This is a genomic window from Idiomarina rhizosphaerae, assembly GCF_024159085.1.
Lineage (GTDB): Bacteria > Pseudomonadota > Gammaproteobacteria > Enterobacterales > Alteromonadaceae > Idiomarina > Idiomarina rhizosphaerae.
Map to the genome: position 1 here is coordinate 297865 of NZ_JAMZDE010000001.1, position 15266 is coordinate 313130.

14 protein-coding genes are annotated in these 15266 nt (G+C 47.7%); 9 read left to right on the forward strand and 5 right to left on the reverse strand.

The features are described from left to right. Positions 1-6: 6 nt before the first annotated feature. The 4 genes from NJR55_RS01510 to NJR55_RS01525 form a co-directional block, all read right to left on the reverse strand. Positions 7-1356, reverse strand: a complete 1350-nt coding sequence (locus NJR55_RS01510) for an AMP-binding protein (RefSeq protein ID WP_253617226.1) — start codon at positions 1354-1356, stop codon at positions 7-9. Then, complete coding sequence (locus tag NJR55_RS01515; RefSeq protein WP_253617228.1) at positions 1347-1949, reverse strand: thermostable hemolysin; 603 nt, start codon at positions 1947-1949, stop codon at positions 1347-1349. Before NJR55_RS01515 ends, NJR55_RS01510 begins: the two co-directional genes overlap by 10 nt. Positions 1950-2093: 144 nt before the next feature. Further along, a complete protein-coding gene (locus tag NJR55_RS01520; protein ID WP_253617229.1) occupies positions 2094-2453 on the reverse strand; it encodes a diacylglycerol kinase in 360 nt (119 codons plus the stop codon). A gap of 75 nt (positions 2454-2528) precedes the next feature. After that, positions 2529-2777 carry a hypothetical protein gene (locus NJR55_RS01525; RefSeq protein WP_253617231.1) on the reverse strand — a complete coding sequence of 83 codons (249 nt, stop codon included), beginning with the start codon at positions 2775-2777 and terminating at the stop codon, positions 2529-2531. Positions 2778-2990: 213 nt separating this feature from the next. On the opposite strand from NJR55_RS01525, the gene NJR55_RS13775 reads away from it, so the two are divergent. Genes NJR55_RS13775 through NJR55_RS13750 form a run of 7 tightly spaced genes read left to right on the forward strand, consistent with a single transcriptional unit; the run spans position 2991 to position 11566 of the window. Further along, positions 2991-3071, forward strand: a complete 81-nt coding sequence (locus NJR55_RS13775; RefSeq protein WP_420844451.1) for a potassium-transporting ATPase subunit F — start codon at positions 2991-2993, stop codon at positions 3069-3071. Positions 3072-3080: 9 nt separating this feature from the next. Further along, positions 3081-4805, forward strand: a complete 1725-nt coding sequence (kdpA, locus tag NJR55_RS01530) for a potassium-transporting ATPase subunit KdpA (protein WP_110012938.1) — start codon at positions 3081-3083, stop codon at positions 4803-4805. Between the two features lie 2 nt (positions 4806-4807). Then, positions 4808-6826 carry a potassium-transporting ATPase subunit KdpB gene (gene kdpB, locus NJR55_RS01535; protein WP_253617233.1) on the forward strand — a complete coding sequence of 673 codons (2019 nt, stop codon included), beginning with the start codon at positions 4808-4810 and terminating at the stop codon, positions 6824-6826. Between the two features lie 10 nt (positions 6827-6836). Beyond that, the gene (gene kdpC / locus NJR55_RS01540; protein ID WP_253617235.1) at positions 6837-7445 is read left to right on the forward strand and encodes a potassium-transporting ATPase subunit KdpC; all 609 of its coding nucleotides are present in this window, start codon (positions 6837-6839) and stop codon (positions 7443-7445) included. A 10-nt stretch (positions 7446-7455) separates the two neighbouring features. Beyond that, positions 7456-8178 (forward strand): TorF family putative porin, encoded by a 723-nt coding sequence (locus NJR55_RS01545; RefSeq protein ID WP_253617526.1) that lies wholly within the window; start codon positions 7456-7458, stop codon positions 8176-8178. 21 nt (positions 8179-8199) lie between these two features. Further along, entirely contained in the window at positions 8200-10881 is a 2682-nt protein-coding gene (locus NJR55_RS01550) for a sensor histidine kinase (protein ID WP_253617238.1), read from the forward strand. 1 nt (position 10882) lies between these two features. Beyond that, positions 10883-11566, forward strand: a complete 684-nt coding sequence (locus tag NJR55_RS13750) for a response regulator (RefSeq protein WP_253617240.1) — start codon at positions 10883-10885, stop codon at positions 11564-11566. A 112-nt stretch (positions 11567-11678) separates the two neighbouring features. On the opposite strand, the gene NJR55_RS01560 is transcribed toward NJR55_RS13750, so the two are convergent. After that, positions 11679-11969 carry a sll1863 family stress response protein gene (locus tag NJR55_RS01560; protein ID WP_253617242.1) on the reverse strand — a complete coding sequence of 97 codons (291 nt, stop codon included), beginning with the start codon at positions 11967-11969 and terminating at the stop codon, positions 11679-11681. Between the two features lie 164 nt (positions 11970-12133). On the opposite strand from NJR55_RS01560, the gene NJR55_RS01565 reads away from it, so the two are divergent. Together NJR55_RS01565 and NJR55_RS01570 are read left to right on the forward strand one after the other, a co-directional pair. After that, the gene (locus NJR55_RS01565) at positions 12134-13675 is read left to right on the forward strand and encodes a hypothetical protein (RefSeq protein ID WP_253617244.1); all 1542 of its coding nucleotides are present in this window, start codon (positions 12134-12136) and stop codon (positions 13673-13675) included. Positions 13676-13701: 26 nt separating this feature from the next. Then, positions 13702-15216 carry a hypothetical protein gene (locus tag NJR55_RS01570; protein ID WP_253617246.1) on the forward strand — a complete coding sequence of 505 codons (1515 nt, stop codon included), beginning with the start codon at positions 13702-13704 and terminating at the stop codon, positions 15214-15216. Positions 15217-15266: the final 50 nt, after the last annotated feature.

The window sequence follows — 15266 nt, forward strand, 5'->3', positions numbered from 1 at the left end:
ATACCTCTATATCGTTAATAGCCCGGAGTAGTCGTTGGCAATTTGCTGACGACGAAGCCGTCCGGTTCCGGTCAACTGTTGGTTGGCCTGAGAAAAAGGTTCTGAGATTAGAAAGAATCGTTCGATTTGCGCATAGTCAGGAAGCTGTCTATTAACCGCGTCAACTTGTGCGGCAACGGCGTCGGCGCTTTCGGAGGAAAATAGCAATGCCGTAATGGATAACTCTTCCGATCCCAAAATAGCGGCTTGCCGGATGTTGGGTTGCAGGCTCAACAAGGCTTCCGGCCACTCAGGGTCAACGTTGCGTCCAAACGCCGTAATAATGATGTTCTTACGACGCCCACCAATGCGCAGATTACCGTCAGCATCCCAAGTGCCAAGGTCGCCAGTTCTTATCCTTCTCGGATACCAGGAATCAGGCTCACCGAGATAACCCAGCATGCAGTTGCCGGAGACCACAACTTCTCCCTCATCAATAGTCACCTGTGCATGAGGTAGCGGTTTGCCAACAGAACCGGCAACCGGACGGTCGGGTAAATTGAGTGCAACAACAGAACAAAACTCTGACAATCCATAGCCATGAACCAGCGGCAGCCCTAATGCCAATGCTTTTGACTCCAGCGGCAGGGGTAATTTTGCTCCGCCTATCGCCAGCAGTTTGAATTGCCGGCTATTTAACAAACCTTGCTCAACACCCGATACAATAACGGCTAACAGTGCGGGCGTTAAAATCAGGCTGTCAGGTTGATAGCGCTGCAGCGCAGCAAAAAAAGACTCAGCACAGAGTGATGATGACCCTTTAAGACCCAGAGTTTCTGAACTAACCAGAACAACTTCATTACCTAACCAAAGCGATAAATACACTCCGGCAATATTTTCCAGCAATACCGCAAGCGGCATAAGTACCATGTGTCGCTTAACCTTCACCTTTCCCAGCCGCTCCGCCAGTGCTTTCACTGTTTCCATCTGAGACGCGGCGGCAAGACAGACTCCCTTAGGCTCGCCGGTTGTTCCCGAGGTGTAGGTGATTTTAGCGGTCATTGATGGCAACTGAGGCGAAGACAAGGTTTGCTGAACCAAATGCTGCTTCTGCTGTTCAGTAAAAAATGGTGGTACCGGGACACTGACTTTACCCGCCCACAGCAGCGCCAAATCTTCTATCACCCAGTCAATTGAGTTGGGTTTATCGATAAGAACAACAGGGTCTGGCTGTTGCAGGTAATCGTCGCGTCGGGCGGCCACCCGACTAAGTAAGGTGTGGTAAGTAATAGCCGTTTGCTCATCACTTAAAGCAAGCTGATTTGGATTACTTTTTGCGTGCGCTTTTAGTTGGTCAAAAAACTCAGTTACAGGCATGACGCAGCCCCTGCTGTCGACCTGAAAACAGACGCAGGGCGTTGCTTAGTGAATAACGCATGCCCCTGACTCAGCCAACCGCCCAGAACAAGCGGTGTGTGCTCATAGTAATTGCCCCATATATCACGGACAGACTCGGGCAAAGCGTTTTTCTTTGCTTCGGCTAACAGGGTTAATTCTATGCCTTGTCTCGAGAAATACTTTTGCAGAGCCCGGGTTGCAGTGAAGACAACCGCAGTTATTCCTCTGGACAAGAGAGAATCGATAACCGCCTGAAACAGCAAAGGTAAGTAAGCCGTTGCCAGAGCGGCCATTGAGCCCACTTCAGCTATATGGTCAAGCGCAGGCAGCGGTTTGTTGCCAACACAGTATTGTTGCAATGGCTTGTCGAGATAGAACTCTGAAAACAAAGGCTTTTGCTTGGCAAACTGAATACCACATGCCGCAACCAGAGTGTCTTTTTCATACAGAGCCAGCAGCACCTCTGGCAGTTGGTTCAGGCAAGCATTAAAGTTGAGCCAGTAGCGTTCACAAATAAACGCCTCAACCGACGATCGATTGGCATGTGTTGGTGTAACCCATTGATAACGCATGACGATTACTCCTTTTCCAGCGGACATCGCTGACAGAATCATTCATGCTGTTACTTTATGAAGAGTTACTTAAGAAAACCTTAACGGTTCTTCAGGAATAGTGGCGCGTTGACTTGTAGAAAGTTCCTAAAAATGCGTAATAAATTAAAAAAACAAAATACTAACCCAAACCACAATCATAAATAGTAGGGCAAAAAAGACCGCTGCCGAGGCTAAATCTTTCGACCTTCCACTAAGCTCATGAAACTCAGCCCCAACTCGGTCAACAACGGCTTCTACCGCCGAATTAAGAAGCTCAGTAATGAGCAGAATAAAAAGACTTGCAAGCAATAACAGGCGCTCCGCTAACGAAGCCTCAACGTAAAAAGCAACAGGTACCAAAATCAAACACATTAGTGCTTCCTGCCGAAAGGCCGCCTCATACTGCCACGCACTTTTCAGGCCTCGCAGCGAATTGAAGGTTGCGTACCAAATTCGTTCTAAGCCTTTCTTGCCCGGTTTCATTCGACCTCGTTTATAGCTCGTTAAAGAGCCAGAAAAATGTACTAAATATATCTCTTAAACTACTTTAAAAACTATCTACTTCGGAGTGCCGAACATAATTTTATCGGCATTGCCGGCTAACGCAATAATCATAGTTACAACCCAGGTTCCCAGTATCCACCAAAAGGTTGGCCAGGACATCCATGCAAGGTCAAGAAACAGCAAGTCGAAAATCCAGACAATAAATGCCGCGAATAAAATTGAAGGCAGAAATACAACAAAAAGAACGCAAAGGGCTAGAGGTATCGTGCCCAGAGTTTTCATCCAGTTTAATAAAGACGACATAGTGGCTTCAGTTTAGTGAGAATGGACTGAAGCTACCTTGAGTTGATAGAGATATCAACTCACTCCGTGTTTTTAGATTTTTTATTTCACCATTTCGCCTGTTATTCGCCAAAATTACGAAATCTTTACGCCTCTTCAATGTTCCGTTCTAGAGAATTTACGCTCCTCCACAATACATTGCCATTGTCTCAGTCATCAACAGAGGAAATTGACATGACTTGGCTATTACTACTCATTGGCTTATCGCTATTGGCATATCTTGCCGTAGCGATGTTTGCCCCTGAAAAGTTTTAAGGGGGCTTTATGTTTGAAATTATTCTTATTATGGCGATTGCGGTCGCACTGGCTTATCCTTTAGGTCGCTACATGACCGGTGTATTCTCTGGCCAGGCGCACTTCTCCGATCGACTTTTTAACCCTATCGAAAAAGTTATTTATCGCTGTATTGGTATTAACCCCGGCGTCTCTATGACCTGGAAAAGCTACGGCGTCGCTTTTCTGTTAAGTAATCTCGTACTGGGCATCATTGCTTTTTTAATTTTGAAGTTCCAGCACGTGTTACCGATGAACCCCGACGGAATTGGTCCGCTAAGCTGGGATTTGGCGCTTCACACAGCGGTTTCTTTCCTGACTAACACGAACCAACAGCACTACTCAGGTCAAGCACAACTGTCTTATCTGTCACAGGGCACCTTAATTGTTACCTTGCAGTTTGTAACTCCGGCTATGGGGCTGGCGGTCTGCGTGGCTATGCTCCGTGGTATGGTCGGCGGTCGCGACGAAAAATTTGCCAAAGACGGTCAGGAGCGCGATTTAGGCAACTACTATGTTGACGTCGTTCGCGGCTTGACTCGCGTGTTTATTCCTCTGGCAGCCGTTGTTGCGCTCATTCTGGCATCACAAGGTGTGCCCAGTACCTTTAAAGGAGCTCAGAATGTCGAAACCCTGGACTCTCAGAGTGAAGTAACCGAACAAACAATTCCTGTTGGCCCGGTCGCTTCAATGGTGGCAATTAAACAACTGGGCACTAACGGTGGAGGCTGGTACGGCCCCAACAGCAGCAACCCACTGGAAAATCCAACACCTGTATCGAATGCAGTCGAGACCATCGCGCTTGTACTTATACCTATGGGGGTTGTGTTTTTAGCTGGCGGCATGGTGCGGCGTAAAAAATTCGGAGTCATGTCATTTGTGGTGATGGCCGTATTCAGCGTCAGCTTCATCGGCCTGACGGTATACAGCGAACTACAACCTAATGCCGCATTCAATGAACTGGCAGCAGAAGGCTCCAACTGGGAAGGCAAGGAAACCCGGTTTGGCCCTGAACTGTCGGCACTCTGGGGTACCTTAACCACACAAACCTCTAACGGTTCGGTTAACGCCATGCACGATTCATTTAACCCCGTTGGCGGGCTTATGACTCGCTCGGGCATGCTTATTAACGGCATTTGGGGCGGCATAGGCTCAGGCTTTGTTAACTTTGTTATCTACGTCTGGATAGCCGTCTTCTTATCCGGGTTAATGATTGGTCGCACACCAGAGCTGTTTGGTAAAAAGGTGGAAACCCGCGAGATAACCCTGCTTGGCAGCCTTATTGTTTTGCCAACTATCGTTCTTCTTGGCTTTACTGCAATAACGGTTGCTCTGCCTGCACTCACGGGCAACAGCAACCCGGGTTTCCACGCCATTTCGCAGGTGTTTTATGAGTACACTTCTGCTTTTGCTAATAACGGTTCCGGCTTCGAAGGCTTAGGCGACGATACCGTATGGTGGAACATCAGTTGCGTCATTGTGCTGATTCTAGGTCGCTATTTGCCCTTAATTATTCCGTTAGCAATAGCCGGAATGATGGCGAAAAAACGCACCATACCAACCAGCAAAGCAAGCTTAAGCGTCGAAAGTGTGACTTTTGGTGTCACTTTAGTCGCGGTTATTCTCATTCTTAACTTTCTTTCATTTCTTCCTGCGGCGGTTATCGGTCCTATTGGTGAAGCACTGCAGCTGGCATCACTTGGGGTGGAGGGCTAATCATGACTACTCAAGCTAAAACATTGTCGTCCACAGCAGTAAAAGGCGCTTTGGTCGACGCACTGAAAAAAATGGCGCCCCGCTATATGGCGAAAAATCCGGTAATGTTTGTGGTTCTTATCGGAACCGTCATTTGTATCGCGACCACAGGCATAAAAATAGCCAGTGGTCTGAGCTTCGGGTTTGAGCTCATCACCTCTTTAATTTTGTTCGTAACACTGTGGTTTGCTAATTTCGCAGAGTCGGTTGCGGAAGCCCGCGGACGAGGCCAGGCGGCAAGTCTCCGCGCAACGAAACAAGCCTTGGTTGCGTTCAAAAAAGAAGGCAGTGAGTTCGTTAAAACCGAAGCCACAGATCTCCGAAAAAATGACGTTGTTCGGGTTCAACAGGACGAATACATTCCTGCCGACGGCGAAATTATTGAAGGTGTTGCTACGGTCAACGAATCGGCAGTAACCGGAGAATCGGCGGCGGTATTGCGCGAAGCAAACACAGACCATTCCGGCGTTATTGGTGGTACCAAGCTTTTGACTGGCGAAGTTCTCATTAAAGTGTCCGACGATCCCGGCAACAGTTTCCTCGACAAAATGATTGGTTTAGTCGAGGGCGCAGAACGCAAGAAAACGCCGAACGAAATAGCGCTGACGGTTCTGCTTGCAGCACTCACTGCGGTGTTTCTTATTGTCGTCATGACGCTGCCAGCGCTGGCCTCTTTTGTCGATGTCGAACTCAACTACATCATGCTTATCGCCTTGTTGGTTTGCTTAATACCAACCACCATCGGTGGTTTGCTTCCAGCTATTGGTATTGCCGGAATGAACCGTGCTTTGACCTCAAATATTATCGCTAAATCCGGTAAGGCTGTTGAGGTAGCGGGTGATATAGACATCTTGTTGCTGGATAAAACCGGAACCATTACCTACGGTGACCGTCAGGCAACTGATTTCATCCCGGCGCAAGGTGTGAGCAAAGACGAACTCATTCAGGCAGCTTATCTGGCGTCGGTTGACGACCCGACTCCTGAAGGCAAATCCATTGTTAAGCTTGCTAAACAAAACAAAGGGTTAGATGAAAGCTATCCGGAAGGCGCTGAGTTTATTCCTTTTTCGCCAACCACCCGGCTTTCGGGTCTAAAAATTAGCAACGATGAGTTTTTTGTCAAAGGTTCCGGTGACGCTATCCACACCTTCGAGGAAGAAAAGGGTGTGTCCTGGCCAAACAACCTTAATGCTGAAATCGGGAAAGTCGCCAAACAGGGGGCAACTCCGTTAATAGTCGCCGATCAGGATAGAATTCTGGGTGTTATTGCATTGTCCGATGTCATAAAGCCCGGCGTTGCAGAACGTTTTGCAAGACTGCGCAAACTTGGTGTAAAAACCGTCATGGTAACTGGTGACAACCATGTAACTGCCGGTGCAATTGCCGCGGAAGCCGGTGTTGATGACTTTATCGCCGAAGCAAAGCCGGAAGATAAGTTAAGCCTTATTCGCGAAGAACAGGCAAAGGGGCACTTGGTTGCCATGGTCGGTGACGGCACCAATGATGCCCCGGCACTGGCACAAGCGGACGTTGGCCTTGCTATGAATTCGGGAACCCAGGCGGCGAAAGAAGCCGGTAACATGGTCGATTTAGACTCCGACCCAACCAAACTGCTGCAAGTAGTTGAAGTGGGTAAACAACTACTGATTACTCGCGGCGCAATGACCACGTTCTCGCTGGCAAACGATGTTGCGAAGTATTTCGCTATCATTCCTGCGGTTTTCGCCAGTGCCCTGCCGTTAATGTCGACACTGGACATTATGAATTTAGGCAGTCCGCAGTCAGCCGTTATCTCAGCATTAATTTTTAACGCTTTGATTATTCCTGCTCTGGTTCCACTGGCTCTGCGCGGCGTTAAGCTGAAAAGTAACAGCGCTGAGAAAATCTTACGCAATAACATGCTGATATTCGGTCTTGGCGGTATTGTTCTGCCATTCATCGCTATCAAACTTATTGACCTAGTCGTCAGTCTGTTCATTTAAGGAGCGAGTCATGACTACATTAAATTCAAGCTCTGCAGGCAGCATCATTACAGGCATTCGCTTTAGCGCCACACTCATTATTGTGTGTGGTGTTATCTACACCGGTGCCACAACGCTGGTCGGCGAGCAGTTATTTTCGCATCAGGCCAGCGGCAGCATCATTGAAAAGGACGGCAAGGCTATTGGCTCTGAACTTATCGCACAGGACTTTCAGGCTCCGAATTATTTCTATGCCCGTCCCAGCGCCGCGGGATACGATCCAACAGGAACCGGCGGAAGTAACCTTGCACCTTCTAATCCTGAGTTGCGTGAACAGGTAAGAGCTCGCAGCCAGTCCATACAAGCTTTAGAAGGTGTGGACGCTAACAAAATACCTCCAGAGCTCCTGGCTGCCTCAGGCGCTGGGCTTGATCCACACATTAGCCCACAAGCAGCAGAGTTTCAGGCTCCGCGCATAGCAAATACTCGCGGTCTGCAACTTAATCAAGTAAAGGCGTTAATTGATGAACACACCGAAGGCAAGCAATTGGGCTTATTCGGTCAACCCCGGGTGAACGTTCTCAAGCTTAATATAGCGCTTGATAACGCATCCATGAAAAACGAAAACACAGAGGATTAGCAACGTGAAAATGATTAAAACCGCACTTTTTTCACTGGTTACCTGCGCGCTGGGCACAAGCTCAGCGTTAGCAAATGATTACAGCGTTTCTTCGAACCTGACATTAACCAGCGATTATGTGTTCCGCGGCGTGTCACAGACCAATGAAGATCCAGCTATTCAAGGTGGCTTTGACCTGGCACTCGAAAATGGTTGGTACGCTGGTGTCTGGGCATCTAATGTTGGCTTTGGTGAAGGCAGTACCGAAGCCGATATCTATGCCGGCTGGAGTCAGCCACTTAATGATAACTGGGCATTGGATTTTGGCGTTATTCGCTACCTTTATCCTAGCGGTAACGGCGCAGGAGCTGAGTTTAACTACAACGAAATTTACACCAACATCACGTTCCGGGACTTTAACTTAAACATAGTCTATTCAGACGACTACTTTGGAACCGGAGTCGACAGCTTTTACTACGTTGCTGGTGACTACGGTTATCAGTTTACGGAGAAATGGTCCGTGAATTTGCATGCCGGTCTGAATCAGTTTGATTCCGAAAATGAACTGACGCAGTTCTTGGGTGCTGCGCCGACAACAGACGATGCATACTGGGACTGGTCAGTGACGTTAAATTACAGCCTGACCGATAGCATCAACCTGGATTTAGGTTATATTGACACCGATATTGATAAACAGTCCTGCGTCGAGATTTGTGACGGTCGTATGGTCGTTAGCCTGTCATCGTCGTTTTAAATTTTTAAGAAGAGGCCAATAATGGACGACCTGAATCGCGAACAAAAGGCAGATGCTATTCTACAGCGTGTAGAGCAAGAAAATAGCGGACGCCTGACAGTATTTTTGGGTGCGGCACCCGGGGTAGGCAAAACCTATTCCATGCTAGCTGCAGCCAAAGAAAAACAGCAAAGCGGTCGGGACACCATTATTGGCCTGGTTGAAGCTCATGGGCGCTCAGACACCCAGCAAATGGCTGATGGTTTTGAGCAACAGCCGCTGACTAAAATTGAGTATCACGGAACTCAGTTGTCAGAATTTAATGTCGATGCCGCTTTGCAACGCAAACCCGACCTGATACTGGTTGACGAACTGGCCCATACCAATGTTCCCGGCAGCCGCAACAAGCGTCGTTATCAGGACATTGAAGAATTATTGAATGCCGGTATAGACGTTTACACCACCGTAAATATTCAGCATATGGCCAGCGTGAACGACCTGGTTTTGCAAATGACCGGCGTTAGAGTGAATGAAACGGTGCCCGACCATTTTGTCGATAGTGCCTATGAAATTCGATTTATTGATCTGCCACCGGCGACACTGATTGAACGCCTGCAACAAGGTAAAGTGTATTTACCAGAATACGCGCGTTCAGCTTTATCATCGTTTTTTTCATCGGCGAACTTAACCGCATTGCGAGAGCTGGCGATGAAAAAAGCGTTGGAACGGGTCGACGCCAGTATGTTAAGCGAGCTGGCCGTTAATCAGGAGTCAGGACTTGGCATTTATATGGATAAGTTGCTGGTGCTGGTTAGCGCAAACAGCGACCATCGTTACTTAATTCGGGTTGGCCGACAAATTGCCGAACGCAGACAAATTCCCTGGGCTGTCGCCTGGGTGGATACCGGCAAAACCCGAAGCCCGGAAAAATCCCAGACTATTGAGCTCAACCTTGCGCTGGCAAAAGAGCTGGGCGCACAAACAAAAGTACTAAAGGGAACAAGTACTATTAGCGCTGTCAGCGAATTTATAAAAGATAATGCGGTTTGTACCGTACTGGTAGGCGCCGGACGCAGAAACCGTTTTAACTGGTGGCGAAAACGTCTGTATCACCATTTAATCAATTTAGGACTCCCCATTGAGGTCACGGTATTCCGGGCCAGATCAACACCGGTTCAGAAGAAGAAAAAGCTAACACCACCAGCAGTTCAGAACTTCTTTGGCAAGCTGAGCGGTTATGTCCATGGCGTCATTGGAGTTGGAATAGCTTCGTTATTAGCCGTTATTCTCGAAAACTTTCTGAATGTCGGTAACCTGGTTTTAGTTTACACGCTGGCGGTTATCTTTGTTGGCCTTACCTCTGGCTCGCGGCCAGCAATGTTTACCGCGATACTCTCGTTTTTAAGCTTCAATTTCCTGCTTACCGAGCCTAAAAATACCTTGATGGTTTATAATCATGACGATGTAACCACGCTCATCTTTCTGACAGTAATAGGGCTTATCTGTGGTCCTGCAGCATCACGCATACGCAGTCAGTTTTTACTGCTAAAACAAGCCAATCATTATGCCGAAACCTTACGCGATTTAGCTCAGGAACTGGCAACTGTCAGCGACGAGACAGGCTTATGGAAACGTCTGAGTAAATTATTAAAGAAATCAACGGAAGTTGATTGCCTTATTGCAGTACCTGACGAAGATTCAGGCTTCAGGTTTGTAGAATCGCCTCCCGCCCCTCCTCATAAATTAACCGAGGCAGCTATTCGCTGGAGCTTCAAAAACAAAGCCAGTGCGGGGGTTACAACCGAAACACTGTCGGCAGCTAAAGTGACCACCTATCCGGTGATTGTTGATGACACCGTAGTTGCCGTCGCTGCGGTTCCTATAACGGAGCAAAGCAGTGACATTAACAGCGCCAGCACAAGTTTAGTCCTCGCTATGCTTAATCAGGCTTCCAACGCCTGGCGGCGTATTCATCTGTCTTCCGATTTAGAAAGTGCGCGGGTGAAAACCGAGGTTGAACAACTTCGTTCAGCACTGTTGTCTTCGGTGTCTCATGACCTGAAATCGCCGCTATCGGCTATGATGGGGGCAGCAGAAAGTTTAAAACTGCTACATGACCAACTTCCCGATAAGGACAGAATTGAGCTCATTGAAACCATCATTTCAGAAAGCCAGCGGCTTGATAGCTACATTCAGAACTTACTGGATATGACCCGCCTTGGTCACGGCACACTAAAAATTGAGCGCGACTGGGTTTCTGTAGACGACATTATTGGCAGTGCTATTAGGCGATTGAAGCGTTATTGGCCATCAACCAACGTACAAATTGAACGAATGAGTGAACCGCCTCTGCTTTACGTTCATGCAGCATTAGTTGAACAGGCAATTTTTAATATCCTCGAAAATGCGGCTAAATACAGTCCCGATGAATCCCCTATTTTTGTCGAATTGCGTAAAGGCCACGCGCAATGTTTGATTGCCATAGAGGACAGGGGCCCCGGCATTCCAGCGGACCAACGCGATAAAATTTTTGATATGTTTTACATTGTTGCTGACGGTGACAAGAAAAAACAAAATACGGGTATGGGACTGGCCATCTGTAAAGGTATGATCGGCGCACATGGCGGCAACGTTGTCGCAACCTCTGCCCGGGATGGTGTAGGTACTCGTTTCGAAATTACATTGCCGTTAGACTACGGAAATAACCAACAGGAAGAGTCGTAACGTGGCAACAAAGATTGTTGTGATTGATGACGAAAAACAAATTCGTCGCATGCTTAAAATCGCTTTGTCTAGCGCAGGCCATGAGGTCACCGAAGCGGAAAACGGTACTGACGGACTAAGTTGCGTTGCCCGCCAGCAACCCGACCTTGTCATTCTGGATTTAGGACTGCCCGATATCGACGGCAAACAAGTGTTAAAAGAAATTCGGGAATGGTCGCCAGTGCCAGTTATCGTTTTATCAGTACGCAATCAGGATCAGGAAAAAATCATCGCCCTAGACTATGGCGCTCAAGACTACGTGACGAAACCTTTTAGTGTCGAAGAGCTACTGGCCCGGGTTAGAGCTAATTTGCGAGATCACTTACAAGCAGACACCTCACCACTTCTTGAAATAGACGACTTGTCTTTTGATTTGTCGCGCCGCATTGTGACAAAGTCCGGACAACCCGTTGAGCTCACACCAAAAGAATATGCGGTGATCTCTCGCCTGGTGAAACAACCCAATTGTGTGGTTACCCAAAGCCAGCTGTTGAGTGAAATATGGGGACCAAGCCACAAAGAAGACACTCACTACCTTCGCATTGTTATTAGCCACCTACGGCAAAAGTTAGGCGACGACCCAACCGAACCCAAATACTTAAGAACCGAGGCCGGTATCGGCTACCGATTTTGTGTTGACGGCTAATTTAGGAAACCGGGCTGGGGCTGCATGGTTTATCGGCATTATTGCCGGGGCACTTGTCGCAGCATTTTTTGCGGGGTGGCTAACAGCCAGCTAGCTGCCACCCCTTTGCCCTTTATTTTTTAAATTGCTGACTGGCCGATTTCAGCGCCGTTGATAAAGACTCTGTCGCCGACTCAAGTCCCTTACTAACGTCAGACCATGCGTCCTTGCTGGATTTCTTAACCTCTTCCAGCTTGGTTTCCGCATCATCTTTTAACGCTTCGAGCTCATTAATTTTTTCTTCATACTTAATTTCAGATTCCGCCTCCGACTGCTTTGCTTTAGCTTTAAAGCGGTCAATCTCGGCTTTCATCTCTTCTATTTTTGCTTCCTGTTTTTTCTCAAATGCATCTTTGTCAGCCATTTAAACCTCCAAGTTTTAACTTTTGCTCAGTAACTTACCTAATATAAGCATGGTCAAAGAAGTCCTAGCTATCAAGCTGCGAAACGTTTGATTACTGTAAAGATCCTTGTCCGGTTTATAATTTTCGGGTTTCATATTCGTATTACCCAGTAGACAGGGATGTCATGGCAAAAAGTAAAAAGAGCACACCGGATCTCAGCGTAGCAACAGTCGTTGACCCCGTGCGCCTCACCACCGTTAAGCCGAGTTCCAGAGAGCTGGATTTTTCGTACTTTTATAACGGCAAGGTGGTTTACAGCTATTGTCACCAGTTCCCCTGGCACTTTCAGCGTTTTCCGGAACTGAACCCGGAAACGGTGCAGGCCACCAGTTGGGGCATTCGGGATGAAAACTACGCCGTTATTGGTCATCAGCTTATAAAAGTGAAGCCAAAACGTTGCCGTCGTATTGGTAAATACGCCCATTTTTATTTTTTAATTGATGAGCAGGTTTTTAGCCCTAATGAGGTTGATGGTGAACTGGCACTGGAGCTTGTCCCCGACGCTGATGCGCGTTCATTTAAAGTTCATGATGAGCTCTACGCTGAAGATGCAAACGCTTACTACAGGCTGGGCGGACGCCGAATTGGCAGCAAAACAGAGGACTTTCCCGGAGTCTCCAGCCCCGACGACTTAACGCCGCCGGCACCTAAACCCGCGCAACAGGCTAAGCCCGACACGTGGTTTCCGCAAATACCCGATGGCAGCGCTCTGGAGCGCTTTGAATGTATACAGCAATGGTTCGACAGGGATTTTTCATTAAAATGGCAGCGACATCGCAGTGCGCCCCGTTTGTATCAGTTACTGAATTTCGGCCTGCAACTGTGCTGTGAGATAAGCGAAGACACGAATATTACCATGGCGGATCGGGGCATCAGGCTTTATGAGCGCTTTAAAGATTATGCGTGGTTAATGCCTGAGCTGGTGCACAATGCCGCCTGCCTTTATGCCATTCAAAATAAAGCTGACCTTGTCGCTTCCTGTTGCGAAGAGGCACTGGGCTATCGCTACGAAAATTCAGACGCATTACTGGCTGAACCCGTTATCAAGGCGTGCCTCAGCGCACAGGTGCTGCAAAGCCTACAGCAGCGCGCCAAAGCGCTGCAACTACACACCCCTTATATTTCTCTTGAGCTTATAGAAGCCTACGAAAAGGTAGCTGAAGAAGCTAAAAACGACGCAGTATTCAGCAAAATGCTGGAGCGCCACATTCTTTACACCTGGCTGTATTACAGTGCCGATGAGCTGCATCGGTTAACTGCCCAGGAAAATGCTGATCAGACCTACTGGAAAAAGCTGGATGAAAAAATCTACTGGTACATGCAGAATCTGATGTTACTGGACTTCAAGTTTATGGTGATGCAGGACGTGCGCCAGCGTATTCAGTCTTTAATTGACGTCTATTATCAACATCCCTACCTGAATCCGGTAGCCATTGTCAGTGTGGCTCATGACTTATTTCGGATGTTTCACAGCGAGACAAACTGGCAGGAGACTTTCTTTTCCGAAGAAGGAAAAAGACTACCACCCAGTACGAGAATGCTACAAAGCGAAGCCTTAATTAAGCTGTTTGAAAAACAGTTAAGCAAGCTGCCGCAGGCGCAGCAGCAACGCTACAAAGCGCAGGCGGAAACCTATTTTGTCTATCTTTTGATGAGTTCAAGCTAATCAACTATCGGAATCATTTTTAGAAAATGGCTAAAAAAAGCAGTTCGACACGTCTAAAAGAAACACTCTACGCTGTCTTCTCACTTTCAGAGGATACTATTCGCGCGGCAGAAGAGCGTTTCGCCCAGTTAAATAAAGACGAAGTCAAAGCATTGGCGCAGCGCTGGTGTTTTGATGGGCTGACATCCGACGGTTATCAGCCGGTATTTTCCGATGAAAACAAAATCATGTTAATTAACGCCATGGTTCACGGCACTCTGTCCGAACGTAAAAAGATAGCGCAGGAATTTAACTATCAGTCGAGCTACCTTTGTGGCCGTTTGTATCAGCTTGGAATGTTCGAACTTTTTTACACATGGGCGAATCAGGTAAACAATAAGAAGCTGCTGGAACAACTCGGCCCGGCCATTCTTAAATATATGAATGATGAGCGCGCATGGCTGTATTACGAGGAACATCGCGACGACGAAGACTTCCACCTGCACGCCTTGGCCAGCCTGCATGGGCCCGCGTATCTCAACCTCTTCCGATACCGAGACAAGTACCTTGCCCTGTGGCAACACGTGGCGGATAGATTTCAAGCCGATGGATGGGGCTCTCATCTGCTGGTGGAAAAAAACCTGGGACTGCGCCCTCCTGAACCAGGCTACTTTTCCCTGCATTCGGTTGAAACCCCCTGGAATTATTCCGATGCGCCCATTCGTAAGCTGCAGCAACTGGGTATCGATATTCAACTGGACGGCGAGATTGGCGACCACTACCACCAGAGCAAAAGCGAAATGCTGGTGGGGCTTATTTTAAACGGAGAGAAGTTTGACCGGTTGTTCTGTGGCCCTTTTTTACCAAACCCGGAGAACACCCGCCTGTATTGCAGCTTGTCAGACCCCTACTTCGGTCTGATGCTGGTAGAAATTGATTTAAACACCAACGAGATTTTTTATATCGATTCCTCTCCGACAATAAATGTGCCCATGGCCTACGAACATGACGGAGAAAAACTGACAGCCTATGACTGCTGGAATAACCTTAATCTGGCTTTAAACAAGCAAAAGGCAAAGTACTATTACATTCCGGAACGGCTTAGAAGTGAACCGTTTAAAGCGCAATTTAAACAACTTACAGCAACACAAGCCCCGGGCTTTGAGTTTGAGAAAGGCGCAATGATTAGCGTACGGAACTGGCACCATGGCTTTCCCGACGACTATTATCTGAAGTTCATTCTGGGTACCTTTAGCCTGCCAAAAACCTACCCTCTTCGCATATGTTTGTGCGCTGAGTCGGGCGAGATTTTTGCACTTTATCACTGTGGCACCGAAAGGCAGTATTACCAGTTTGTGGTCAGTAAAAACCTCAATGACTTTATTGAGAGCATTAAGGGATACCAAAGCTTTATGACTGAAGAGGGCTTTGCGAGCAACCGGGACGCTGAGACGGCTCAACTTTCTGCGGATCAGGTGAGTAAATTGCGAAGTCGCTTGTCACCTTTCTTACCTCCAGAGCCGGTTGAACGTAACTTTTGGCTCTGGTTGTTAACCCGATAAAGCCAGTAAATTACCGACTAACGATTTTTTAGAGAACTTACTGCTCATTT

What these genes read in the sequence shown, in the direction of transcription:
- NJR55_RS01560 (WP_253617242.1), bottom strand. Translation starts at nt 11,969, where the DNA reads ATGGCTGACAAAGATGCATTTGAGAAAAAACAGGAAGCAAAAATAGAA.
- NJR55_RS01570 (WP_253617246.1), top strand. Translation starts at nt 13,702, where the DNA reads ATGGCTAAAAAAAGCAGTTCGACACGTCTAAAAGAAACACTCTACGCT.
- NJR55_RS01520 (WP_253617229.1), bottom strand. Translation starts at nt 2,453, where the DNA reads ATGAAACCGGGCAAGAAAGGCTTAGAACGAATTTGGTACGCAACCTTC.
- NJR55_RS01550 (WP_253617238.1), top strand. Translation starts at nt 8,200, where the DNA reads ATGGACGACCTGAATCGCGAACAAAAGGCAGATGCTATTCTACAGCGT.
- NJR55_RS01510 (WP_253617226.1), bottom strand. Translation starts at nt 1,356, where the DNA reads ATGCCTGTAACTGAGTTTTTTGACCAACTAAAAGCGCACGCAAAAAGT.
- kdpB (WP_253617233.1), top strand. Translation starts at nt 4,808, where the DNA reads ATGACTACTCAAGCTAAAACATTGTCGTCCACAGCAGTAAAAGGCGCT.
- NJR55_RS13775 (WP_420844451.1), top strand. Translation starts at nt 2,991, where the DNA reads ATGACTTGGCTATTACTACTCATTGGCTTATCGCTATTGGCATATCTT.
- NJR55_RS01525 (WP_253617231.1), bottom strand. Translation starts at nt 2,777, where the DNA reads ATGTCGTCTTTATTAAACTGGATGAAAACTCTGGGCACGATACCTCTA.
- NJR55_RS01515 (WP_253617228.1), bottom strand. Translation starts at nt 1,949, where the DNA reads ATGCGTTATCAATGGGTTACACCAACACATGCCAATCGATCGTCGGTT.
- NJR55_RS01565 (WP_253617244.1), top strand. Translation starts at nt 12,134, where the DNA reads ATGGCAAAAAGTAAAAAGAGCACACCGGATCTCAGCGTAGCAACAGTC.
- kdpA (WP_110012938.1), top strand. Translation starts at nt 3,081, where the DNA reads ATGTTTGAAATTATTCTTATTATGGCGATTGCGGTCGCACTGGCTTAT.
- kdpC (WP_253617235.1), top strand. Translation starts at nt 6,837, where the DNA reads ATGACTACATTAAATTCAAGCTCTGCAGGCAGCATCATTACAGGCATT.
- NJR55_RS01545 (WP_253617526.1), top strand. Translation starts at nt 7,456, where the DNA reads ATGATTAAAACCGCACTTTTTTCACTGGTTACCTGCGCGCTGGGCACA.